Consider the following 22,119-nt stretch of genomic DNA (forward strand, 5'->3'; position numbering starts at 1 on the left):
CGAGCAATGGGGTCTCCCCTGCTCGAGCGAAGCCGAGAGCTCGGGGAAGTGCCAGACGCCGCCCGGCAGGCGGGACTTTCGAAACACGCCCTAGGCGGCGGCGCCGCCGCGGGACACGCAGTCGGCGAGGTGGTCGTCGACCAGGCCGCACGCCTGCATCAGGGCGTAGGCCGTGGTCGGACCGATGAACCGCAGCCCGCGCTTCTTGAGGTCCTTCGACAGGGCGGTGGACTCCGCGGTGACCGCCGCCACGTCCCCGAGGACGCGCGGGGCGGGACGGCTCACCGGATCGGGGGCGTACGACCAGATCAGTTGGTCCAGCTCGCCGTCCTGCCAGCCGGCCAGCACCTGGGCGTTGGCGAGGGTGGCGTCGACCTTCGCCCGGTTGCGGATGATGCCCGCGTCGGCGAGCAGCCGCTCCCGGTCCACGTCGGTGAACGCCGCCACCTTCGGGATGCTGAACCCGGCGAACGCGCTGCGGAAGCCTTCCCGGCGGCGCAGGATCGTCAGCCAGGACAGCCCGGACTGGAACGCCTCCAGGCACAGCCGCTCGAAGAGGGCGTCGTCACCGTGGACCGGGCGGCCCCATTCGGTGTCGTGGTAGATGAGGTAGTCCTCGGTGGACAGGCCCCACGGGCAGCGCAGTCCGCCGTCCGCCGCCGCTACTGCGTCACCGCTCATCGTCCGGTCTCCTCCTCGGGGTGCGGGTGACCCTCACCCTGCGCTTCCGGCGCCTCCCAGGGCGCTTGTGGGCGGTCCTCGGGCTGCTTCAGGAGATCGGGACGGCCGGCTCTCGTGGCCTGGGCGCCGGCGAGCGCCGACTCCAGCTCGGCGATCCGCGCGTCGCGCTCCGCGAGCTCGGCACCGAGACGGCCCAGCGCGTCGTCCACATCGGCCATCCGGTAACCCCGCGCGGCTACGGGCAGCCGGAGCGCCTCGACATCCGCCCGGCCGACCGGGCGCGTCGCGGGCAGCGGATCCGTCAGCTGCTCGGGCGCCACGTCCTGCAGGATGGCACTCTTCCCTCCGCCGACCACCGCGAGGGTGACCGCGGCAACCACCACCACCATCGCGAGCAGCAAGAACCAGAACACGCGTATCTCCCCGGGAGCGGAATTCGTCCGGGTCCGATCGTGCCATGAGGGACTGACAGTTAGGGTCGCAGTCGGCTCCGGTGGGCGTTCTGCTGGGTGGATTCAAAGGAGAGACACGGGATGCGAAGCGGTGCGCTCAGGCTGGGGCGGCGCGAATTCGGTGCCCACGAGCCGGTGATCATGGCGATCGTGAACCGCACGCCGGACTCCTTCTACGACCAGGGCGCCACCTTCCACGACGAGCCCGCCCTCTCCCGGGTCGAGCAGGCGGTGGCCGACGGCGCCGCGATCATCGACATCGGCGGAGTGAAGGCGGGCCCCGGCGAGGAGGTCACCGCCGAGGAGGAGGCCCGTCGCACCGTGGGGTTCGTCGCCGAGGTGCGCCGCCGCCACCCGGACGTGGTGATCAGTGTCGACACCTGGCGTCACGACGTCGGGGAGGCCGTCTGCGAGGCCGGTGCCGACCTGTTGAACGACGCTTGGGGCGGGGTCGACCCGAAGCTGGCGGAGGTCGCCGCGCGGTACGGGGCCGGTCTGGTCTGCACCCACGCGGGCGGCGCCGAGCCTCGTACCCGGCCGCACCGGGCCGGGTACGAGGACGTGATGGCCGACATCCTGCGGGTGACCGTGGGGCTGGCCGAGCGGGCCGTGGAACTGGGGGTCCGGCCGGACGGGATCATGATCGACCCCGGTCATGACTTCGGGAAGAACACCCGGCACTCGCTGGAGGCGACGCGCCGGCTCGGCGAGATGGCGGAGACGGGATGGCCGGTGCTGGTCTCGCTCTCCAACAAGGACTTCGTCGGCGAGACGCTCGACCGTCCGGTGAAGGAGCGGCTGCTCGGCACGCTGGCGACGACCGCGGTGTCCGCGTGGCTGGGGGCGCGGGTGTACCGGGTGCACGAAGTGGCGGAGACGCGGGATGTGCTGGACATGGTGGCGTCCATCGCCGGGCACCGCGCGCCGGCGGTTGCCCGGCGGGGCCTGGCGTAGCCCGGCGGGGCCTGGCGTAGCCCGGCGGGGCTCCGCCAGCCCCGGAACCCCGCTCCTCAAACGCCGGAGGGGCTGAAAGGCAAGCTGGGCGAAGCTGATATTTACCGCCCGACCTCCTTCGTCACCAGGTTCACCGCCTCGTCGACGTCGTCCGTGACGTGGAACAGCAGCAGGTCCTTCGACGACGCCTTGCCCTGGGCCACCACCGTGTCGCGCAGCCAGTCCACGAGGCCGCCCCAGTACTCCGTACCGAACAGAACGATCGGGAAGCGGGTGACCTTGCCCGTCTGGACCAGGGTGAGCGCCTCGAAGAGCTCGTCCAGGGTGCCGAGGCCACCGGGCAGCACGACGAAGCCCTGGGCGTACTTCACGAACATCGTCTTGCGGACGAAGAAGTAGCGGAAGTTGACGCCGATGTCGACGTGCGGGTTGAGGCCCGATTCGAACGGCAGCTCGATGCCGAGGCCGACCGAGACGCCGTTCGCCTCCCGCGCCCCCTTGTTCGCCGCCTCCATCGCTCCGGGGCCACCCCCGGTGATCACCGCGAAGCCCGCCTCGACGAGCGCCCGGCCGATGCGTACACCCGCTTCGTACTCCGGCGTACCGGCCGGTGTGCGGGCGGATCCGAAGACACTGATGGCGCTCGGCAGTTCGGCGAGTGCGCCGAAGCCCTCGACGAACTCCGACTGGATGCGCATGACCCGCCACGGGTCGGTGTGCACCCACTCGGAGTCGCCCTCGGAATCCAGCAGCCGCTGATCCGTCGTGCCGGGCTGCACCTGGTCCCTGCGGCGCAGCACCGGGCCGAGTCGCTGTTCCTCGGGCCTGACCGCTCCCTCGGGGATCTCCGCGCCCTCAGGGATCCTCGCGTCCTCCGGGTTGCCCATGACCTGCTCCCTACGCCGACGTCGGAGCCGCCCTGCGGCGCTCCGTCTCAGGCCAGCGTAGATCCCCGGAGGTTACGGACGGGGGAACAGCCGAGGTCAGCTCGTGAGCCAGGAGCGGAGCCGGTCCTCGCAGTGGGTGATCCGGTCGGTCCGCACGTGCTCGTTTCGCTTGTGCGCGAGGATCGGGTCGCCGGGGCCATAGTTCACCGCGGGGACGCCGAGCGAGCCGAAGCGGGACACGTCCGTCCAGCCGAACTTGGGCCTGGCGGTGCCGCCGACCGCCTCCATGAAGGCCTTGGCCGCGGGGTGGGACAGGCCCGGCATGGCCGCGCCGGAGTGGTCGTCGACGATGAATTCGGCGACGCCGCAGTCGGCGAAGACCTCGTGGACGTGGGCCAGGGCCTCCTCGGGGCCGATGTCCGGGGCGTAGCGGTAGTTGACGACGACCGTGCAGGCGTCCGGGATGACGTTGTTGGCGACGCCGCCCTCGATCCGTACGGCGTTGAGCCCCTCGTGGTACTCCAGGCCGTCGATCACCGGCTTGCGCGGTTCGTAGGCGGCGAGCCTTTCGAGGACCGGGGCGGCGGCGTGGATGGCGTTGGACCCCATCCAGCTGCGGGCAGAGTGCGCCCGCTCGCCCTCGGTACGGAGGAAGACGCGCAGCGTGCCCTGGCAGCCGCCCTCGACCTCCCCGTTGGAGCCCTCCAGAAGGACGGCGAAGTCGGCCGTCAGCCAGTCGGGGTGAGCGGCGGCGATGTGTCCGAGGCCGTTGAGGTCGGCGGCGACCTCTTCGTTGTCGTAGAAGACGAAGGTGAGGTCGCGGTTGGGCTCGGGCACGGTCGCGGCGATCTTCAACTGGACGGCGACGCCCGACTTCATGTCGGAGCTCCCGCAGCCCCACAGCAGGCCGTCCGCGTCGAGGCGCGAGGGCACGTTGCCGGCGATCGGCACGGTGTCGATGTGACCGGCCAGTACGACGCGCTCGCTGCGGCCCAGGTTCGTCCTGGCCACGACGTTGTTGCCGTGCCGGTCGACGGTCAGGTGCGGAAGGGTCCGCAGCGCCGACTCGATGGCATCGGCGAGGTCCTTCTCCTCCCCGCTGACCGAGGGGAAGTCGACGAGCCACGCGGTGAGCGCGGGCCCGTCCAGTGTGAGGTCAAGCGTGCTTTCGGCCATGGCCACGACCCTAGTGCCTGTCCGGTAGCCCCCCGCGGGCGTCCCTACGCCCGCGCTCCGCGCGAACGACAGGGGACCCCGGGCAGGCACGTGCCTCGCGTACGGTGGGCCCCGTGCCCCGGACCGTTGCCCCTGCCCGCCGACACACCGCCCGCAGCCGCCGTCTGCGGATCACGGCGGCCTTCGCCGTGCTCGTGGCGGTGGCCGGTTATCTGACCGTGCAGTACGTCACGGGCAGCAAGGGCTCCGACCAGTGCACCGTGCAGTCGGCCGACGGTTCGGTGGGCGAGGGGCGCACCTACCGGCTGACCTCGGAGCAGGCGGCGAACGCCGCGACGATCTCCGCCGTCGGCACCACGCGCGGCATGCCGGAGCGTGCGGTGACGATCGCGCTGGCGACGGCGTTGCAGGAGTCCGGGCTGCGCAACATCGAGCACGGCGACCGGGACTCGCTGGGCCTCTTCCAGCAGCGCCCCTCGCAGGGCTGGGGTACCGCGAAGCAGATCCTGGACCCGGCCTACTCGGCCGGGAAGTTCTACCAGCACCTGGCCGAGGTGCCCGGCTACTCGCGGCTGCCGCTCACCGTGGCCGCGCAGCGGGTCCAGCGCAGTGGCTTCCCGCAGGCGTACGCGAAGCACGAGCCGGATGCCACGCTGCTGGCCGCCGCGCTGACCGGCCGGGCGCCGGCGGCCCTGAACTGCGATCCGCCGCGGAGCACGGCCGGGACGGGCGAGATGACGAAGGTCCGGGCCGCGCTGGTGCGCTCCTTCGGCAAGGACGTGCTGCCTTCCGACGAGGCGACGGACGGGGCGGACACCGGGGCCCCGGCCGCTGGTCCCACCGCGGGCACGCTCTCGGTGCCGGTGCAGGCGACCCGCAGGGCCGCCGAGGGCGGCGCTCCTCGGCGCGGCTGGGAACTCGCGCACTGGGCGGTCGCCCAGTCCGAGGCGCTCGGTATCGACGAGGTCTCCTACGCCGGCAAGAAGTGGGACTCCGGGTCGGGCTGGCGGACGGAGCGGAAGGAATCGGGCACCACCGCGGTCCGCATGCACCTCGCACAGTAGTGCGACCTGTCACTCGCGCAGGGGGGTCCGCGCCTTCCCGGTCCGGGCTCCGCCAGGCATCCCGGGAGCCGCTTCCGTACGCGCCCATTTCCTTGCGGCCAAAGGGAAGTGACGGTTCAGCAAGGGGTCGCCCCCTGCGTTGTCCGCCCGGGTTCCTCCCTTGAGGATTATGTGACGCGTTACCCGATCTTTACCCCGGCACACCGCAACCTCTCCCTCCCCCACGGCGGTTGTCATGGCGTCCGACCCACGGACACCAGGATTTCCCACCCCGTCGAAGGAGCATCATGTCCCTCCCCCTGACCCGTCGGATCGCCCGCACCGCGCTGCTGATCGCGGCGGGTGCGGCCCCCGTGGTCGGTGCGGCCGGTGCCGCAGGTGCCGCGGAGCTCCCGCAGGCCCCGGAGCTCGGCGGCCTCACCACCGTCGAGGGCGCCGGGCTCGGCCAGGCGGTCGACGCGGCCAAGCCGGCCACCGACACCGCGGGCAAGGCCGGCGGCAAGGTCGTCGGGACGACCCTGCCGGTGGCGGCCAAGACCCTCGGCGAGACGGGCGCCAAGGCCGCACCCGCGGCGAAGGGCGTCAGCAAGACCGCCAAGGGCGGCGCGTCCGACACCCTCGGTGACGCGACCGGTGCCGTGACCAAGGGCGGCCTGCCCACCGGCAACCTCGGCGGTCTGCCCACCCAGGGCCTGCCGATCGGCTGATCCGCACCACACCCGCACACAGACGCGGGGGGGGCGGGGGGGGGGGCCCCCCCCGCGCCCCCCCCGCGTCTGTCGGTACTCCGGGCTCAGCCCAGTCGCTTGACCGCGGCCGCCACGCGTTCGTCGGTACTCCGGGCTCAGCCCAGTCGCTTGACCGCGGCCGCCACGCGTTCGTCGGTCGCCGTGAACGCCACGCGCACGAAGTGGTCGCCCGCCGGCCCGTAGAAGTCCCCGGGCGCCACCAGGATGCCCAGCCCCGCCAGGTACGCCACGGTGTCCCAGCAGGGCTCGTCGCGGGTCGCCCACAGGTAGAGGCTCGCCTCGCTGTGCTCGATGCGGAAGCCGTGGGCCTCCAGGGCGGTGCGCAGGGCCGTGCGCCTGTCCGCGTACCGGGTGCGCTGCGCGGCCACGTGGCGGTCGTCGCCGAGCGCCGCGACGGTCGCCGCCTGGACGGGGGCCGGCGTCATCATCCCGCCGTGCTTGCGGATCAGCAGCAGCTCGCTCAGCACGGCCGCGTCGCCCGCGATGAAGGCGGCGCGGTAGCCGGCGAGGTTGGAGCGCTTGGAGAGCGAGTGGACGGCGACGATGCCCTCGTACGTACCGCCGCAGACGTCCGGGTGGAGCACGGAGACCGGTTCGGCCTCCCAGCCCAGCTCCAGGTAGCACTCGTCGCTGAAGACCAGCACGTCGTGCTCGCGCGCCCAGGCGACGATCCGGGTCAGCTCGTCCTTGGAGAGCACCTTGCCGGTCGGGTTGGACGGTGAGTTGAGCCAGAGCAGCTTCAGTCCAGCCGGGTCGAGGTCGGTCGGGTCGTCGTACGCGACCGGCTCGGCGCCGCAGAGCCGGGCGCCGACCTCGTACGTCGGGTAGGCGAGCCGCGGGTAGGCGACCGTGTCGCCGGCGCCGAGGCCGAGCTGGGTCGGCAGCCAGGCCACCAGCTCCTTGGAGCCGACGACGGGCAGCACGTTCTCGTGCGTCACCGAGACCGCGCCCAGGCGGCGCTCCACCCAGCCGGTGAGCGCGTCACGCAGCGCGGCCGTCCCCCACACCGTCGGATAGCCGGGGCTGTCCGCGGCGGCGACGAGCGCCTGCTGGATCAGCTCGGGCACCGGGTCGACGGGCGTGCCGACGGACAGGTCCACGATGCCGTCCGGGTGACTCTCGGCCGTCGACTTGTAGGGCGCGAGCCTGTCCCAGGGGAAGACCGGGAGGCGGGAGGAGACTGCGGACACGGATCTCTGCTTTCTCGTACGAAGTTCACGCGGGTGGCACGGCGACGCGGAGACTGCCGGGGAAACACCTCGGTCCCGCACGGTGACGAGCCGTACGGGACCGGGGCGACGCACATGCCGGGACGCTGCTACTGGTTCTGCGGCGGCAGCGCGGCGATGAACGCGTGGTCGCGCTCGATCAGACCCAGCTTGGAGGCACCACCCGGCGACCCGAGGTCGTCGAAGAACTCGACGTTCGCCTTGTAGTAGTCCTTCCACTCCTCCGGGGTGTCGTCCTCGTAGAAGATCGCCTCGACCGGACAGACCGGCTCGCAGGCTCCACAGTCGACGCACTCGTCCGGGTGGATGTACAAGGACCGCTGACCCTCATAGATACAGTCGACGGGGCACTCTTCGATGCAGGCCTTGTCCTTTACGTCGACACAAGGCTGCGCGATGACGTAGGTCACGCTGTCGTTCCTCCTCGGTAGGGCGTTGGCTCTCGCGCGGGAGCGCGGCGTCGTCGATGCCCGCACCTAGTATCTCCGTTCCCGGGCACGATCCGAACAGGAGGGGCGGACAGAGCTGTGGAATTCACCATGGGCGGACGGCTGGAGGTCCGAATTGCACCGGCTGACGTGGGCAAACGGGTATCAGTCCGGCGCCTGACCGAGGACGGCCCCCAGGGTCCGAAATTCACCGACACGGTCGGTGTTCTCACATCCTGGAACGCCGGTGTGCTCTCTGTCACACCGAAGAGCGGCGAGTCAGTCCGGATCGCGGAATCGGCCCTGGTGGCGGGCAAGGTCGTGCCGCCCGCCCCGGCCCGCCGGCGCGGACCCGCGGCCTCCTTCGCCGAACTCGCCCGGGTCTGCGCGCGCGCCTGGCAGCCCGTGGAGAGCGAACCACTGGGCGACTGGCAGCTGCGCGCCTCCGGTGGTTTCACCCGGCGGGCCAACTCCGTGCTTCCGCTCGGCGATCCGGGCGCGCCGCTCGACGCGGCGCTCGGGCGGGTCAGCCAGTGGTACGCCGACCGGGGTCTGCCCGCGTACATCCAGACCGCGACCGGCGCCGAGGGGGCGCAGGAGGAACTGTGCGCGGCGTTGGAGGGGTACGGGTGGCGGCGTGAGGTGACCGCGGAGGTGCGGATCGCCGCCCTGGCCCCGATCGGTGATCTGGCGGCCGAGGTGTCGCGGGTGCGGCTGAGCCGCGCGGTGGACTCCTCCTGGCTGGCCCGCTACCAGCGCGTCGGGACGCCGGGCCCGCAGGTGTCCGCGGTGCTGAGCGGCGGCCCCTCGGTGTGGTTCGCGACCGTGCCGGGCGAGGCGGGGGACGAGGCACCCGCCGCGATCGGACGGTGTGTCGTGGACGGCCGGTGGGCCGGCTTCATGGCCGTCGAGGTGGCTCCGGAGCACCGCAGGCAGGGGCTCGCCACCCTCGTGATGACGGCGCTGGCCCGGCAGGCGATGGATGAGGGCGCATCGGCCGCATGGCTCCAGGTGGAGGCGGCCAACGACGGCGCCCGGGCGCTGTACGACGGGATGGGCTTCGCGACGCACCACCTGTACCACCACTTCCGGGCGGCCTAGGGATGGCTCCCGAGAGGAACGACAGCGACGAGCTGCGCCGCCGGTTCGCCGAGGAGGCACGGGCGGAGCGGCCGGATCTGGCGCTGCTCTGCCTGTTGCTGGGTGCGCAGGCCGGCGCCTCACCAGGCGGAGAGGGCATGGACGCGGCCCAGATCGAGCTGGACCGGCTCGCGGGTCTGCTGCCGTACGGGCTGCGCGGCGGCCGTGCCTGGGCCTCGGCGCTGGCCGAACTGCTCGGTGAGCGGTGCGGGTTCGAGGGCTCGTCGGCGGACTACCAGCGGCTGGAGTCGTCGCTGCTGCACGAGGTGCTGCGGCGGAGGCGCGGGCTGCCGATCCTCTTGTCGGTGGTGTGGATCGAGGTGGCGCGGCGGGCGGGTGCTCCCGTGTACGGGGTGGCGCTGCCCGGCCACTTCGTGGTCGGTTTCGGGGATCCGGCGGAGCGGGTGCTGGCCGATCCGTTCGCCGGTGGGCGGCCGCTGACGGGCCAGGACGCGGAACTCCTGGTGGCGGGCGCGACCGGGCAGCCGCTGGAGGCGTCGATGCTGGTGCCGGCCCGGCCGCTGGAGATCGTGCTGCGGATCCTGAACAACATCCGGGCGTGGGCGGCGGCCCGCCCGGAACGCAACGACGTGGCGCTGTGGGCGGTGGAGCTGTCCCTGCTCCTCCCGTCGCACCCGGCCAGGCTGCGCTACGAGCGGGCCCAGCTGCTGGTCCGGGGCGGGGAGTTCCTGCGCGGGGCGGCGGAGATGGAGGAGTACGCGCAGGTGCTCGCCGACGTCGATCCGGCCACGGCGGAGGCGGTGCGCGGGAGTGCGCGGGCGGCCCGGGCGATGCTGAACTGACAGCGTCTCAGTCCGGTTCGCCGCCGGCCCGCCTCACGGTGTGCAGCAGGTACTCCTTCCGGTCGAGCGGGTTGCTGTCCGTACGGGAGCGCTGCGGAGCGGTGCCGGTGACGGGGCGGTGGGTGTCGAAGGCGGTCTCCAGCATCCCTTCGCCCCGGGTCAGCCCCGGGAGCCGCTGCTGGAGTTCATGCACCCGGGCGGCCGGGATCTCGCCCTCCAGTACGCAGCGGGCGCCGTCGACGGACGGGGGGCCCGGGACGGCCCGCAGGCGGGCGAGGACCGGGAGGAGCGGCCCGAGCGTGTCGGCGGGGAGCTCCGCCCGGAAGCGGTGCATCGGCTCGTACACCGTGGTGCCGGCCCGGCGGAGCGCGGCCATCAGGACCAGCGGGGTCAGATTGCGGAAGTCCCCGGCCGTACTCGACATGGCCTTGTCGAAGACGGCGTGCGAGTGGCTCTGGCGGGGCCAGTAGCCGGAGTGCGTCATCGTCACCGTGCAGTCGGTGACGCGCCAGCCGTACAGGCCCTGTCCGAGCGTTTCGACGACGGTCTCCTCGACGGCTCTCATCAGGGAGTACGGCATCGAGCCGAGCTCGACCTCCAGCCCGTAGGAGACACCGCTGCCGGGCGGGGCGGGATCGACGCGCAGTCCGACCGTCGCGAGGAAGGGATTGTCGTCCTTGTCGATGATCTCGAAAGCGGCTCCGGTTCCGGACGGTTTCTCCAGGCAGATGGTCGTGGTTCCGCGAAAGGTGACGTCGATTCCGAATGCGTCGGCGAGCGTCGCCTGGATGACTTCCTTCTGCACTTCTCCGTAGAGCGATACGGAGACTTCCTTACGGATGTCGTCCTGCCGCAGATTGATCAGCGGATCCTGCTCAGCGAGTTGCGCGAGTGCGAAATGCAGTTCGCCCCGGGAGGCGGGCGGGGCGGGTACCACCACGGATTCCAGCGTCGGCGGTGCGAAGTGGTGCCCGGCGGCCGCCGCACGGGTGTCGCCGACCGCATCGCCGATCCGGATGTCTCCGAGGCCCCTGAGCTTCACGATCCGCCCCGGCCCCGCCGATGCCGCGTCGGCGTCCGCGCCGTCGGCGAAGACCCGGATGCCGGTCACCTTGCCTTCGGACGCAGCGCCGGGGCCCTGCCCGAACGCCAGTCGGTCGCGGGTGCGTACGGTTCCGGAGAACATCCGGGCCCAGGCGAGCTTCTCACCGGCCCGGCCGCGTTCGACCTTGAAGACGGTGCCGGAGACCGGCCCGTCCGCGTCGCCCCCGGCCGCGGGAAGCAGCTCCTTGATCCCCTCGGTCAGTGCGCTGACGCCGGCGCCGGTGACGGCCGAGCCGAAGTACACGGGGTGCACCAGTGCCCGACGGGTCTGCGCCGCCAGTTCCGCGCGGAGCCGGGCGGGGGCGAGTTCGGCTTCGCCCTCGACGTAGGCGGCCAGCAGGGCGTCGTCGTGCTGGGTGAGCAGCTCGGTGAGCGGGCCCGTGAGCCGGGGGTCGCCGTCGGCGTACGCCACACCGCGGGCCTCGCGGGTGCCGAGGCCGGTGACGGCCGGTCCCATCGCGACCGCGTGCGGCGTGAGCTTCTCCGCGATCTCGCGCAGCACCGGCGCATACCGGGCTCCGGCCCGGTCCGTCTTGTTCACGAAGACGAGCGTGGGGATGCGCAGGCGCTGGAGCGTGCGCATCAGTACGCGGGTCTGGGCCTGCACGCCTTCCACGGCGGAGACGACCAGCACCGCGCCGTCGAGCACGCTCAGGACCCGTTCCACCTCGGCGATGAAGTCCGGGTGGCCGGGTGTGTCGATCAGATTGACGGTGACGTCGTCGAGGGCGAACGAGACGACCGCGGACTTGATCGTGATGCCGCGCTGCCGTTCGAGCGCAAGGGAATCGGTCTGTGTGTTCCCGTCGTCGACGCGGCCGATCTCGTCGATGATTCCGGCGGTGTGGAGCAGCCGCTCGGTCAGGCTCGTCTTACCGGCGTCGACATGCGCCAGAATTCCAAGATTCAGCGTGTGCACAGAACTCCATGTTCTCAGCGGTGGGGTGAATTCCCGTCGAGACGAACATGTGAGATCGGCGCATCGATTTCTCCTGGTGCTGTCGGCTGATGCGGCGAGTACAACAGCGGGCGGGCCGACGGTGCAACCTGTTTACCGGCGCCATGAGCACTGCCCCTCGGTGAGACGCCGTCAGCGAACGCGGCTCCCAAACCTCTCCCCGGCGCGCCGTGCCGCCCAACGGGTGACTATCCGCTTTTCGCCACTCGATGAGCCCACGCCGTAGCTCCAATGCGGGGCTCCCCGATGGCGCGCTCCGAACTCCGGGCTGACGGTGGATCACGTAGCCACTGCGCCACTCTGGGTCGACGGTCCGTCACCCTTCGCAGTCGCGACGAAAGGAAAGTGTTCAGATGCGCTCTGCCCGCACACTGTTCGCTACGGCCGCCGCCACGGCGGTCCTCACGATCACCGCTCCCTCGGCGTACGCCCTGACCACCGGCGACTGGGAGCACGACAGCGGTTCGTCCTCCAGCAGCGAGGACGGCGGCTGGAAGAAGGACAAGCCGAACGGCGGCGTCCACACCGGCGGCGGCGCCCTCGCCAAGACGGTCGCCGGCGACGAGCACGGCAAGTCGGACGACGAGGGCTGGAAGAAGGACAAGCCCCACGGTGGAGTCCACACCGGCGGCGGTGCGCTGTCGATGACGGTCGCCAAGGAATGGCAGCCCGGCAAGGACGACGGCGGCGGCAACTCCGACTGGAAGAAGGAGAAGCCCAGCGGCGGCGTCCACACCGGCGGCGGCGCGCTGTCGTCGACGGTCGCCAAGGAATGGCAGCCCGGTAACGACGAAGAGGGCGGCAAGTACAAGGGCGAGGAGAAGCCCAGCGGCGGCATGCACGCCGGTGGCGGCGCCATGTCGATGACCGTCGCCAAGGAATGGCAGCCGGGCAGCGACGAGGCCGGGAAGACCGACAAGAGCGACAAGTCGACGAAGACCGAGAAGAGCGACGAGGGCTGGAAGAAGGACAAGCCCAGCGGCGGTATGCACACCGGCGGTGGCGCGATGGCCATGACCGGCGGCGGCCTGGCGGCCGGCTCGCTGCTGCTCCTCGGTGGTGTCGGCGTCGGCGCGTACAAGGTGCGCCGCCGTCAGGCGACGGGTGGCGCGATGGCCTGACCCGGCCGCATCGCGATCCGGTCGCTTCGCTGTCGCGGCCGCCGTCCCTCCGGACGGCGGCCGCGGCGCCTTCGTTTTCCCCTGGGGACACGGCCCGGGCCCGTCCGGGCCCCGTCCCGCGCCACCACCGCACCGCACCGCCCCGCACGGACGAAAGGCACGTTCCCATGGCCGCCCCGCAGTCGCCCGGTTCCTCCTCCTCCCGGACTGCCTCCGACACCGTCACGCTCGGCCGCGCCCTGCTCTGGCCCGCCGCAGTGGCCGGGCTCGGCATGCTCCTGATCTACAACTCCATCGCCCCCTCGGCCGACGACAAGCCACCCGCCCCGCTCGCCGCGGCTGCGCCCGCCGCTCCGGCCCCCGCCTCCTCAGCGGCCGCCGCGGTCCCCCGTCAGGCCTCCCCCTCCCCCTCCCCCGCCGCGCCGGCCCTGTCCCGCTCCGTGCCGACCCGGCTCAAGATCCCCGCCATCGCCGTGGACGCCCCCTTCACCCCGCTGTCGATCGGGGCCTCGGGCCGGCTGGACGCCCCTCCCCCGAACGACACGAACCTGGTCGGCTGGTTCAAGGGCGGCGTGACGCCCGGCGAGCGCGGCGCGGCGATCGTGGCAGGCCACGTCGACACGAAGACCGGCCCGGCCGTCTTCCTCCAGCTGCGGTTCCTGCAGCCCGGATCGACGGTCGACATCACGCGTACGGACGGCACGGTGGCCACGTTCAAGGTCGACACCGTCGAGACGTTCAGCAAGGCGAAGTTCCCCGACAAGCGGGTCTACGCCGACACCCCGGACGCCCGGTTGCGGCTGATCACGTGCGGCGGCAACTACGACAAGAAGGCCAAGGACTACGAGGACAACGTGGTCGTGTTCGCGCACCTCGACTCGGCCAAGAAGGGCTGAGCCGCCGTGCTCCCCCGGCGGAAAACCCCGTGCGACGAGCAGGCGGCCGCTGCTAGCGTCCCCCGCATGAAGAAGCGCGCTGCGATGACGACGACGCCGGAGAGTGTCCCGGCGCGCTGACTGCTGACCAGTCCGAAGCCCCGGGGCGAGTGCCCCGGGGCTTCTGCTTGCGGTCACTCGCCCTTCGTACGCGAGGAGACCGCCATGCACGACCACCGCAGACTCGGCCGCGAGCTGGAGCTGTTCGACACCGACCCGCTGATCGGCGCGGGGCTCCCCTACTGGCTGCCGGACGGCGCGGCGCTGCGGCACACCCTGGAGGAGTACATCCGCACCGCCGAGCGGCTGGCGGGCTACCGGCACGTGTACTCACCGGCGCTTGGCAAACGGGAGCTGTACGAGATCTCGGGGCACTGGTCGCACTACAGCGACGACATGTTCCCGCCGATGGACCTGGGCGGCGAACAGGTCGTGCTGCGGCCGAGCCTGTGCCCGCACCACGCGGTCATCTACCGCTCCCGCTCGCACAGTTACCGCGAACTGCCGCTGCGGATGGCCGAGCTGGGCGGCATGTACCGCTCCGAGCTGTCCGGCGTGCTCGGCGGGCTGACCCGAGTGCGGGCCATCCAGCTGAACGACGCCCACATCTTCTGCACCCTGGACCAGGTCGCCGGGGAGGCGCGGGCCGCGCTGGGCATGATCCGGCGGGCGTACGAGGCACTGGGCCTCCGCCCGGCCCGATTCCGGCTCTCCCTGCCGGGGCCTGGCGGGAAGTACGTCGCCGCGCCCGGGATGTGGCAGCGCTCGACCGCCCTGCTGACCGAGGTCCTCGACGCATCGGGGCTGCCGTACGAGGCGGTCGAGGGCGAGGCCGCGTTCTACGGGCCGAAGATCGACGTCCAGGTCGCCGACGCGGCGGGCCGGGAGTCGACCCTGTCGACCGTCCAGGTCGACTTCCACCAGCCGGAACGGTTCGATCTGCACTACATCGGCGCGGACGGGGCGAAGCACCGGCCGGTCATGGTGCACCGCAGCATCATCGGCAGCGTGGAGCGGGCCGTGGCCCATCTCGTCGAGCAGCACGGCGGTGCGTTCCCCGCCTGGCTCTCCCCGGTCCAGCTGGTGATCCTGCCGGTCTCGGACGACGAACTGCCGAACGCCGAGGCCCTCGCCCGGCGTTGCCTCGCGCTCGGGCTGCGCGCGGAGGTCAGCGGCCGGGAGCGCGGCAGCCTGGGGGCCAGGATCCGGGCGGCCCGGCTGGTGCCGTACCAGGCGGTCGTCGGCGCCGCTGAGGCGGCCGACGACCTGGTGGCCCTGCGTCTGCGGGACGGCCGCCGCCTCGATCCGCTGCCGGCCCCGGAGGTGCTGGAGCGGATCGGGGCTCTGGTCGCGGCGCACAGCACCGACTTGTGGGAGACCGCTTAACCCGTTACGGGCTCCGCCTCGGCTCCGGCATGCCGGCCGGCGCCGAGCGCTCCGGTCAGGGTGGAGGCGACGATCAGCAGGACGAGGACGACGGTCATCGTGAGCCTGAGCCCGACGTGGTCGGCGAGGAAGCCGAGGGCGGGCGGGCCGACGAGGAAGGCGACATAGCCCGCGGTGGAGACCGCGGCGACCCGTGCCGCCGCGTCGTGCGGGTGGTCGCCCGCCGCGGACACGGTGACCGGGAATCCGAGCGAGGCACCCAGCCCCCACAGCACCGTGGCGGCGCCCGCCACCGCCGGGCTCGGCGAGACGATCACCACCACGAGGCCCAGCGCGGCAAGGACCGCGCTGATCCGGACGACCTTGACTGGGCCGAAGCGCTCCAGGAGGGGGCCGCCGGCGAAGCGGCCGAACGTCATCGAGGAGGCGAAGACCAGGAAGGTCAGCGAGCCGGCGGTGGCGCTCACCTCGTAGCCGTCCACCATGAGCAGCGGCAGCCAGTCGTTCGCGGCCCCCTCCGCGAAGGCCATGGCCAGCACGATCACCCCGATGAGGACGAGTCGCCGGTCCCGCCACACTTCGACCTGGCCGCGCCACCCGCCCGCTCGGGCGGTATCGGCCGCCTCCTTACCCGTGCCGTGCGGAATCGCGCGGACGGCCACGACCGCGGCGGTGGCGACGAGCACCGCGACGGCCGTGAGATGCCATCCGACGGGGAACGCGGCCGCGGTCAGCGCCATGCCCAGCAGTGCCCCGATCACGGTGCCCATGCTGAAGCAGCCGTGCAGCACCGGCAGGACGGGCCGGCCGATGACCCGCTCCACGTCCGCGCCCTCGATGTTGAACGCGACCTCGGCCAGCCCCATCCCGCCGCCGAACAGGGCCAGTCCGCAGAAGACCCCGCCCGCGAGCGCCAGGCCCGTGCCCGCCGCGACGACCAGCAGTCCGGCGACGACCAGCGCCGCACCGAAGGCGATGGCGGCCCGGGCTCCGTAACGGCGTACGAGCGGCCCGGACGCGGTCACACCGGCCATCGAACCGGTGGACAGCCCGAAGAGCACCATCCCCATCGCGCCGGTGGACACGTCGAGTCCATCCCTGACGGCCGGGGTGCGTGCCACCCAGGAGGCCATGCCGGTTCCGGCGGCGAGCATGAAGAGGAACAGGGCGGCACGCCGGCGGCGGGTTGCGGCATCCATGAGAGGGCCTCGGAAGTCGGGGGGTGAATTCAGCAGGAGCGTACGATCGTACGCCCCCAGAGTGTACGGTCGTACCCATGACGGACCACTTCGCGGGAGACCCGCGTACGAACCATGAGCGGATGCTCGCCGGTGACCTCTACGTCGCCGACGACCCCGCGATCGTGGAGGCCCAGCGGCGGGCCGTGCGGCTGGCCGCACGGTATCTGGCGGCCTACACCGACGACCCCGACGCCGCACAGCCCGTCGTCGCCGAACTCCTGGGCGGTGTCGGCGCCGGTGCGCACATCCGGCCGCCGCTGTACGTGGACTACGGCTCGTACATCACGGTCGGCGAGGACACGTTCATCAACTACAACCTCACCGCCCTGGACGTGGCCCCGATCACCATCGGCCGCGACTGCCAGATCGGGCCGAACGTCCAACTGCTCACGCCCACCCATCCGGTGGAGCCCGAGCCGCGCCGGGACAAGCTGGAGGCGGCGCGGCCGATCACGATCGGCGACAATGTCTGGCTGGGCGGCGGCGCGATCGTGCTGGCCGGGGTGACCATCGGGGACAACAGCGTCATCGGCGCGGGAGCCGTCGTGACCAAGGACGTCCCCGCCAACGTGGTCGCGGTCGGCAACCCGGCCCGGGTGATCCGCTCGATCTAGAACCTCCCTGCAGAAGGAAGCACTGTGGCGACCGGACAGAACGACCCCGAGCGGCGGGAGCGCATCATCGCCGCCGCGCTCGACCTGATCGCGGAGGAGGGGGTCGCCGGGACCTCGCACCGCAAGGTCGCCGCCCGTGCCGGTGTGCCGCTCGGCTCGATGACGTACCACTTCGGCGGCATGGACGAGCTGCTGCGGGAGGCGTTCATCCGCTTCTCCAGCAGCATCGTCGCCGTCTTCGAGGAGCGTCTCGGTTCCGCCACCACGCCCGACGAGGCGCGTGAGGCGGTCGCCGACCTGGTCCACCACCTGTCCGGCGGCAACCAGCGCGAGCTCGTCCTCACGCATGAGCTGTACACCCTCGCCGCCCGCAAGCCCGCCTACCGCGAGCTGACCCGGGAGTGGATGCGCCGCAGCCGCGTCGCCCTGGAGTGGCACTTCGACCCGGCGACGGCCCGCCAGCTCGACGCGCTGATCGAGGGCCTGTCCATCCACCGCGCCCTGGAGACGGAGCCCCACGACCGGGCCCTGACCGTCGAGGCGATCGCCCGCATCACCCGGGCTCCCGGCGCGCGTTCCTGACGCGCACCCCCAAGACCCCTGGCCGGCACCCCACCTGACCAAGGTGCCGGCCAGGTCACTCCTGTGATGCGCCCGCTCGCGCGAACACGCACGCCTGGGGCCACTTCTCCCCCTCGCCCAGCAGGTTCGCGGTGACGGTGAACCCGGCCTCTGCCAGCTGAGCGCCGACCCGGCCGGGGTCGAGCAGGTGGATGGCGTACGCCACCCCGTTCGCACGCTTCTGCCCGGTGTAGGGCTGCCCGCCCCCGGCGTGGAACCCCAGCAGCAGCCGGCCACCGGGCGCCAGGACGCGCCGGAACTCGGTGAAGAGCAGCGGCAGCAGATCCGGCGGCGTGTGCAGGATCGACCACCAGGCGACGATGCCGCCGAGCCCGCCGTCCGGGAACCCGAGCGCGTCCATCGACCCCACCTCGAACCGCAGGTCCGGATGGCGGCGACGGGCGATGTCCACCATGCGAGGCGACACGTCCACACCACGGACGCGGAGGCCGAGCGACTCCAGGTGCGCGGCCACGTGCCCCGGCCCGCACCCGAGATCGGCCACGGGCAGCCCTCCGTCGGCCCGTACCTCCTCGGCGAACGCGCCGAGCATCGCGCGCCCCAGCGCGTCCCGCGCGAAGGGAAGTCGCACCCGTTCCGCATAGTCCTCGGCCACGGTGTCGTAGTAGTCGCGGGTCGCGGGCAGCGTGGGTATGGGTGTCACACCGCACGACCCTAGCGGCCGAGAAGCCCTGCGACTCCTGCGGCCACCCGCGTCATCCTCTGAACCCAAGTGCACCTCGAACTGATCGCAGACCGGGTCAATTGCCGTTCTCCTGCTGTTAATTGTTGCGCACAGAGAGATCCATTGAGGCTCCTGTTGCACACCTCTTGACGGCATCCGGGTAGCGGCGGAACCATCAACTCCCGTCAGAGAGCGCTCTCAACAGCTTCCCCACAAGCTCGTCGTGCCATCCCGAACCACGACCCTGGAGACGTAACCCATGCATGTTCCCCCCACGGAACCCCCCACAACTCCCCTCACAGCTCTCCCCGCGATTCGCCCCGCGGAAGCCCCCACCGCCTCCCGCCGCAGGCGCCGGAGCCGCACATTCGGGTTCGCGGCGTTCGCCGTATCGCTGCTCATGGCCGTCCCCACAGCACAGACCGCCTTCGGCGAGGACGCGCAGGCCATCGAGGGCGGCGGCGATCTCGGACCGAACGTGATGGTGTTCGACCCGTCGACTCCCGGCATCCAGGCCAAGGTCGACGAGGTGTTCAAGCAGCAGGAGTCGGCCCAGTTCGGCACCGGCCGCTACGCGCTGATGTTCAAGCCGGGCACGTACGACAACATCAACGCGCAGATCGGCTTCTACACCCAGATCGCCGGCCTCGGCCTGAACCCGGACGACACCACGTTCAACGGCGACGTGACCGTCGACGCGGGCTGGTTCAACGGCAACGCCACCCAGAACTTCTGGCGCTCGGCCGAGAACCTCGCGCTCAACCCGGTGAACGGCACCGACCGTTGGGCCGTCTCCCAGGCAGCCCCCTTCCGCCGGATGCACGTCAAGGGCGGACTGAACCTGGCGCCCGACGGGTACGGCTGGGCGAGCGGCGGGTACATCGCCGACAGCAAGATCGACGGCCAGGTCGGCCCGTACTCGCAGCAGCAGTGGTACACCCGGGACAGCTCGGTCGGCGGCTGGGGCAACGGCGTCTGGAACATGACGTTCTCCGGCGTCGAGGGGGCACCCGCCCAGAGCTTCCCCGAGCCGCCGTACACCACCCTGGACACCACCCCGGTCTCCCGCGAGAAGCCGTTCCTCTACCTGGACGGTGACGACTACAAGGTCTTCGTCCCGGCCAAGCGCACCAACGCGCGCGGCACTTCATGGGGCAACGGCACACCGCAGGGCGAGTCCATCCCGCTGGACCAGTTCTACGTGGTGAAGCCCGGCGCGACCGCGGAGACCATCAACGCGGCCGTGCAGCAGGGCCTGCACCTGCTGTTCACGCCCGGCGTCTACCACGTGGACCAGACGATCAACATCGACCGCGCCGACACGGTCGCGCTCGGCCTGGGTCTCGCGACGATCATCCCGGACAACGGGGTCACGGCGATCAAGGTCGGTGACGTGGACGGCGTGAAGCTCGCCGGACTCCTCGTCGACGCCGGTCCCACCAACTCCGACACCCTGATCGAGGTCGGCCCCGAGGGCGCGTCCGCGAGCCACGCGGGCAACCCGACCTCGCTCCAGGACGTGTTCGTGCGGGTCGGTGGCGCGGGAGCGGGCAAGGCCACCACCGGCATGGTCATCAACAGCAACGACACGATCGTCGACCACACCTGGCTGTGGCGCGCCGACCACGGCGAGGGTGTCGGCTGGGAGACCAACCGGGCCGACTACGGCCTCCAGGTCAACGGCGACAACGTCCTGGCGACCGGGCTGTTCGTCGAGCACTTCAACAAGTACGACGTCCGCTGGTCCGGGGAGAACGGCAAGACGATCTTCTTCCAGAACGAGAAGGCGTACGACGCCCCGAACCAGGCCGCCATCCAGAACGGTGACATCAAGGGATACGCGGCCTACAAGGTCGACGACTCCGTCACCACCCACGAAGGCTGGGGACTGGGCAGCTACTGCTACTTCAACGTCGACCCCACCATCCGCCAGGACCACGGCTTCCAGGCCCCGGTGAAACCAGGCGTGAAGTTCCACGACCTGCTCGTCGTCTCCCTCGGCGGCCAGGGCCAGTACGAACACGTGATCAACGACACCGGATCACCCACCTCGGGGACGGACACCGTGCCGTCGCAGGTGGTGTCGTTCCCTTAGCAGCTCCCGTCCCCAACACGGTGCGCCCCGTCATGGAATGACGGGGCGCACCGCTGTCAGGCCGACTGTCCGCTACAGGGCCGACTGTCCGCTGCCAGACCCCTCTGTCCGCTGCCACCAGGGTCGGCCTCCCGCTGTCAGGCCCGGCTGTCCGCCGCCATGGTCTTGAGCTCGTCGAGGGACTCCTGGATGAACGCGCCCATGGTCCGCTCGTCGGTCCCGGCGATCCAGCGTTCGAACGCGACCTTGAAGACGGCGATCCCCGCCTCGGCCGCCAGACTCGCAGCCGGTTCCGAGACGCCGCGCGCCCGCAGGGACTCGCCGAGCGCGGCGGCCAGCGAGGCGAGCTTGATCAGCTCGCGTTCCCGCAGTTCCGCGTTGGCCGAGATGACCTTCTGGCGCAGCCGGGACTGCTCGCGGCGCTCGTCGAACACGCCTGCGGCGGCGTGGAGTGCCGCGGCCACCGCCTCGATCGGCGACGCGCTCGCGGGCGCCTCGGCGAGGGCGTTCACGAGGAGCTCTTGGAGCGAGGCGGACCCCGCGAACAGGACCTCGCGCTTGTCGGCGTAGTGCCGGAAGAACGTCCGCTCGGTGAGCCCCGCCCGTGCGGCGATCTCGGTCACGGTCGTCTGCTCGTATCCGCGCTCGCCGTAGAGATCCATTGCGGCCTGCTCCAGCCGGCCCCGCGCGTTCGGCTCCCATCGACTCATGCCGCCGATTCTATGTGATGACAGTGACCGACATCAGTTGTAGGGTGATGTCAGTTGCTGACATTGACTGTCCGGATCCGGCTGCTTGTGGCGGGACGCCCGGACGGCCGACCCACTCTGGAGGATTCCCATGCGTGTATTCATGACCGGCGCGTCCGGCTGGATCGGTTCCGCCGTCGTCCCCGAGCTCATCGACGCGGGCCACCAAGTCGTCGGACTTGCCCGCTCGGACGCCTCGGCCGAGGCGCTCGCCGCCGCGGGTGCCGAGGTACGGCGCGGGGAGCTGGACGACCTCGACACCCTTCGTGACGCGGCCGCCGAGGCGGAGGGCGTGATCCACCTCGCGTTCAAGCACGACATCGCCTTCTCGGGGAACTTCCAGGACGCCGCCACCGCGGACCGCCGGGCCGTCGAGACCTTCGGCGAGGCACTCGCGGATTCGGGCAAGCCGTTCGTCATCGCCTCCGGGACTCTCGGTCTCGCCCCGGGCCGTATCGCCACCGAGGAGGACGGGCAGAGCGCCGACTGGCCGACGCCGTTCGAGGCCGCGCGGGCGCGGTTGGCCACGGCCCTGCTGACCACCGGCCTCGCCTCGCGGAGCGTCCGCTCGTCCGTCGTGCGCTTCCCCCCGACGGTGCACGGCGAGGGGGACCACGGCTTCATGGCGGCCCTGGTCGGCATTGCCCGCGACAAGGGCGTCTCCGGCTACATCGGCGACGGCTCCAACCGCTGGCCGGCCGTGCACCGCGCCGACGCCGCCCACCTCGTCCGGCTCGCGCTGGAGTCCGCCCCCGCGGGATCGACGCTGCACGCGGTCGGCGAGGAGGGTGTCCCGATCCGCGCCGTCGCCGACGCCATCGGGCACCGGCTCGGCCTCCCCGTCGCCTCCGTCTCCCCCGAGGACGCGGACGCGCACTTCGGCTGGCTGGGCGGCATCGTGGGTGTGGACGGGCCGTCCTCCAGCGCCCTGACCCGCGCCGCGTTCGGGTGGCAGCCGACGCACCCGGGGCTGATCGAGGACCTCGACAAGGGGCACTACTTCGACGCCCCGTCCGCCTGATGGTGTGACCGCGGGAGGGCCTGGCA

Annotated in this window: 22 protein-coding genes; 12 read left to right on the forward strand and 10 right to left on the reverse strand. The window is 71.6% G+C overall.

Going from position 1 to position 22,119, the window contains the following annotated elements; translation table 11 throughout:
* Positions 1 to 90 precede the first annotated feature (90 nt).
* Complete coding sequence (locus tag ACIBJG_RS35015) at positions 91 to 681, reverse strand: DNA-3-methyladenine glycosylase I (RefSeq protein WP_399313853.1); 591 nt, start codon at positions 679 to 681, stop codon at positions 91 to 93.
* Positions 678 to 1,094: a hypothetical protein gene (locus ACIBJG_RS35020; RefSeq protein WP_399313855.1), complete on the reverse strand. Its 417-nt coding sequence runs from the start codon at positions 1,092 to 1,094 to the stop codon at positions 678 to 680. The genes ACIBJG_RS35015 and ACIBJG_RS35020 overlap by 4 nt, the downstream gene beginning before the upstream one ends.
* A 120-nt stretch (positions 1,095 to 1,214) precedes the next feature.
* On the opposite strand from ACIBJG_RS35020, the gene folP reads away from it, so the two are divergent.
* A complete protein-coding gene (folP, locus tag ACIBJG_RS35025; RefSeq protein ID WP_327708994.1) occupies positions 1,215 to 2,087 on the forward strand; it encodes a dihydropteroate synthase in 873 nt (290 codons plus the stop codon).
* Positions 2,088 to 2,188: 101 nt separating this feature from the next.
* Here the strand turns inward: folP and ACIBJG_RS35030 are convergent, their stop codons facing one another.
* Both ACIBJG_RS35030 and dapE read right to left on the reverse strand, forming a co-directional pair.
* A complete protein-coding gene (locus ACIBJG_RS35030; RefSeq protein ID WP_399313856.1) occupies positions 2,189 to 2,974 on the reverse strand; it encodes a TIGR00730 family Rossman fold protein in 786 nt (261 codons plus the stop codon).
* Between the two features lie 96 nt (positions 2,975 to 3,070).
* Positions 3,071 to 4,150, reverse strand: coding sequence for a succinyl-diaminopimelate desuccinylase (dapE, locus tag ACIBJG_RS35035; protein ID WP_399313857.1), 1,080 nt, complete (start codon positions 4,148 to 4,150; stop codon positions 3,071 to 3,073).
* 113 nt (positions 4,151 to 4,263) lie between these two features.
* Here dapE and ACIBJG_RS35040 point away from each other — a divergent pair, with 113 nt between their 5' ends.
* Positions 4,264 to 5,214 carry a hypothetical protein gene (locus ACIBJG_RS35040; protein WP_399313858.1) on the forward strand — a complete coding sequence of 317 codons (951 nt, stop codon included), beginning with the start codon at positions 4,264 to 4,266 and terminating at the stop codon, positions 5,212 to 5,214.
* Between the two features lie 287 nt (positions 5,215 to 5,501).
* Positions 5,502 to 5,921, forward strand: a complete 420-nt coding sequence (locus tag ACIBJG_RS35045) for an ATP-binding protein (protein ID WP_399313860.1) — start codon at positions 5,502 to 5,504, stop codon at positions 5,919 to 5,921.
* Between the two features lie 137 nt (positions 5,922 to 6,058).
* Here ACIBJG_RS35045 and dapC read toward each other — a convergent pair whose 3' ends face one another.
* A complete protein-coding gene (dapC, locus tag ACIBJG_RS35050) occupies positions 6,059 to 7,153 on the reverse strand; it encodes a succinyldiaminopimelate transaminase (RefSeq protein ID WP_399313862.1) in 1,095 nt (364 codons plus the stop codon).
* A 128-nt stretch (positions 7,154 to 7,281) separates the two neighbouring features.
* On the reverse strand, positions 7,282 to 7,602 hold the full coding sequence (gene fdxA, locus ACIBJG_RS35055; RefSeq protein WP_018956287.1) for a ferredoxin: 321 nt from the start codon (positions 7,600 to 7,602) through the stop codon (positions 7,282 to 7,284).
* A gap of 117 nt (positions 7,603 to 7,719) precedes the next feature.
* Between fdxA and ACIBJG_RS35060 the strand changes: the two genes are divergently transcribed.
* The gene (locus ACIBJG_RS35060) at positions 7,720 to 8,721 is read left to right on the forward strand and encodes a GNAT family N-acetyltransferase (protein ID WP_399313865.1); all 1,002 of its coding nucleotides are present in this window, start codon (positions 7,720 to 7,722) and stop codon (positions 8,719 to 8,721) included.
* 2 nt (positions 8,722 to 8,723) lie between these two features.
* On the forward strand, positions 8,724 to 9,563 hold the full coding sequence (locus ACIBJG_RS35065) for a transglutaminase-like domain-containing protein (protein WP_399313867.1): 840 nt from the start codon (positions 8,724 to 8,726) through the stop codon (positions 9,561 to 9,563).
* Positions 9,564 to 9,570: 7 nt separating this feature from the next.
* Here the strand turns inward: ACIBJG_RS35065 and ACIBJG_RS35070 are convergent, their stop codons facing one another.
* Entirely contained in the window at positions 9,571 to 11,586 is a 2,016-nt protein-coding gene (locus ACIBJG_RS35070; RefSeq protein WP_399313868.1) for a GTP-binding protein, read from the reverse strand.
* Between the two features lie 392 nt (positions 11,587 to 11,978).
* Here ACIBJG_RS35070 and ACIBJG_RS35075 point away from each other — a divergent pair, with 392 nt between their 5' ends.
* The 3 genes from ACIBJG_RS35075 to thrS all read left to right on the forward strand — a co-directional run bounded on the left by ACIBJG_RS35075 (position 11,979) and on the right by thrS (position 15,067).
* Positions 11,979 to 12,746, forward strand: a complete 768-nt coding sequence (locus tag ACIBJG_RS35075) for a hypothetical protein (protein WP_399313871.1) — start codon at positions 11,979 to 11,981, stop codon at positions 12,744 to 12,746.
* 167 nt (positions 12,747 to 12,913) lie between these two features.
* Positions 12,914 to 13,642 (forward strand): class F sortase, encoded by a 729-nt coding sequence (locus ACIBJG_RS35080; protein WP_399313872.1) that lies wholly within the window; start codon positions 12,914 to 12,916, stop codon positions 13,640 to 13,642.
* Positions 13,643 to 13,762: 120 nt separating this feature from the next.
* Positions 13,763 to 15,067: a threonine--tRNA ligase gene (gene thrS, locus ACIBJG_RS35085; protein ID WP_399313962.1), complete on the forward strand. Its 1,305-nt coding sequence runs from the start codon at positions 13,763 to 13,765 to the stop codon at positions 15,065 to 15,067.
* Here thrS and ACIBJG_RS35090 read toward each other — a convergent pair.
* Entirely contained in the window at positions 15,064 to 16,266 is a 1,203-nt protein-coding gene (locus ACIBJG_RS35090; protein WP_399313874.1) for an MFS transporter, read from the reverse strand. The two genes, thrS and ACIBJG_RS35090, sit on opposite strands and share 4 nt — an antisense overlap.
* 77 nt (positions 16,267 to 16,343) lie before the next feature.
* Between ACIBJG_RS35090 and ACIBJG_RS35095 the strand changes: the two genes are divergently transcribed.
* Entirely contained in the window at positions 16,344 to 16,922 is a 579-nt protein-coding gene (locus ACIBJG_RS35095) for a sugar O-acetyltransferase (protein WP_399313876.1), read from the forward strand.
* A 24-nt stretch (positions 16,923 to 16,946) separates the two neighbouring features.
* A complete protein-coding gene (locus tag ACIBJG_RS35100; RefSeq protein WP_399313878.1) occupies positions 16,947 to 17,504 on the forward strand; it encodes a TetR/AcrR family transcriptional regulator in 558 nt (185 codons plus the stop codon).
* A 55-nt stretch (positions 17,505 to 17,559) separates the two neighbouring features.
* Here the strand turns inward: ACIBJG_RS35100 and ACIBJG_RS35105 are convergent, their stop codons facing one another.
* Positions 17,560 to 18,207 (reverse strand): class I SAM-dependent DNA methyltransferase, encoded by a 648-nt coding sequence (locus tag ACIBJG_RS35105; RefSeq protein WP_399313880.1) that lies wholly within the window; start codon positions 18,205 to 18,207, stop codon positions 17,560 to 17,562.
* Between the two features lie 280 nt (positions 18,208 to 18,487).
* Here ACIBJG_RS35105 and ACIBJG_RS35110 point away from each other — a divergent pair, with 280 nt between their 5' ends.
* Positions 18,488 to 20,323 (forward strand): coagulation factor 5/8 type domain-containing protein, encoded by a 1,836-nt coding sequence (locus tag ACIBJG_RS35110; RefSeq protein ID WP_399313882.1) that lies wholly within the window; start codon positions 18,488 to 18,490, stop codon positions 20,321 to 20,323.
* Positions 20,324 to 20,460: 137 nt separating this feature from the next.
* Here the strand turns inward: ACIBJG_RS35110 and ACIBJG_RS35115 are convergent, their stop codons facing one another.
* Entirely contained in the window at positions 20,461 to 21,033 is a 573-nt protein-coding gene (locus ACIBJG_RS35115; RefSeq protein WP_399313884.1) for a TetR/AcrR family transcriptional regulator, read from the reverse strand.
* A 130-nt stretch (positions 21,034 to 21,163) separates the two neighbouring features.
* On the opposite strand from ACIBJG_RS35115, the gene ACIBJG_RS35120 reads away from it, so the two are divergent.
* Complete coding sequence (locus ACIBJG_RS35120) at positions 21,164 to 22,093, forward strand: SDR family oxidoreductase (protein ID WP_399313886.1); 930 nt, start codon at positions 21,164 to 21,166, stop codon at positions 22,091 to 22,093.
* The last annotated feature ends 26 nt before the right edge of the window (positions 22,094 to 22,119 follow it).

The sequence above is a fragment of the Streptomyces sp. NPDC050422 genome, assembly GCF_044458665.1.
GTDB lineage: Bacteria > Actinomycetota > Actinomycetes > Streptomycetales > Streptomycetaceae > Streptomyces.

Bases quoted from the DNA above. Each gene is read 5' to 3' on its own strand.
- ACIBJG_RS35015 (WP_399313853.1), bottom strand. From the start codon at position 681: ATGAGCGGTGACGCAGTAGCGGCGGCGGACGGCGGACTGCGCTGCCCG.
- folP (WP_327708994.1), top strand. From the start codon at position 1,215: ATGCGAAGCGGTGCGCTCAGGCTGGGGCGGCGCGAATTCGGTGCCCAC.
- ACIBJG_RS35030 (WP_399313856.1), bottom strand. From the start codon at position 2,974: ATGGGCAACCCGGAGGACGCGAGGATCCCTGAGGGCGCGGAGATCCCC.
- dapE (WP_399313857.1), bottom strand. From the start codon at position 4,150: ATGGCCGAAAGCACGCTTGACCTCACACTGGACGGGCCCGCGCTCACC.
- ACIBJG_RS35045 (WP_399313860.1), top strand. From the start codon at position 5,502: ATGTCCCTCCCCCTGACCCGTCGGATCGCCCGCACCGCGCTGCTGATC.
- ACIBJG_RS35065 (WP_399313867.1), top strand. From the start codon at position 8,724: ATGGCTCCCGAGAGGAACGACAGCGACGAGCTGCGCCGCCGGTTCGCC.
- ACIBJG_RS35075 (WP_399313871.1), top strand. From the start codon at position 11,979: ATGCGCTCTGCCCGCACACTGTTCGCTACGGCCGCCGCCACGGCGGTC.
- ACIBJG_RS35080 (WP_399313872.1), top strand. From the start codon at position 12,914: ATGGCCGCCCCGCAGTCGCCCGGTTCCTCCTCCTCCCGGACTGCCTCC.
- ACIBJG_RS35090 (WP_399313874.1), bottom strand. From the start codon at position 16,266: ATGGATGCCGCAACCCGCCGCCGGCGTGCCGCCCTGTTCCTCTTCATG.
- ACIBJG_RS35095 (WP_399313876.1), top strand. From the start codon at position 16,344: ATGACGGACCACTTCGCGGGAGACCCGCGTACGAACCATGAGCGGATG.
- ACIBJG_RS35110 (WP_399313882.1), top strand. From the start codon at position 18,488: ATGCATGTTCCCCCCACGGAACCCCCCACAACTCCCCTCACAGCTCTC.
- ACIBJG_RS35115 (WP_399313884.1), bottom strand. From the start codon at position 21,033: ATGAGTCGATGGGAGCCGAACGCGCGGGGCCGGCTGGAGCAGGCCGCA.
- ACIBJG_RS35120 (WP_399313886.1), top strand. From the start codon at position 21,164: ATGCGTGTATTCATGACCGGCGCGTCCGGCTGGATCGGTTCCGCCGTC.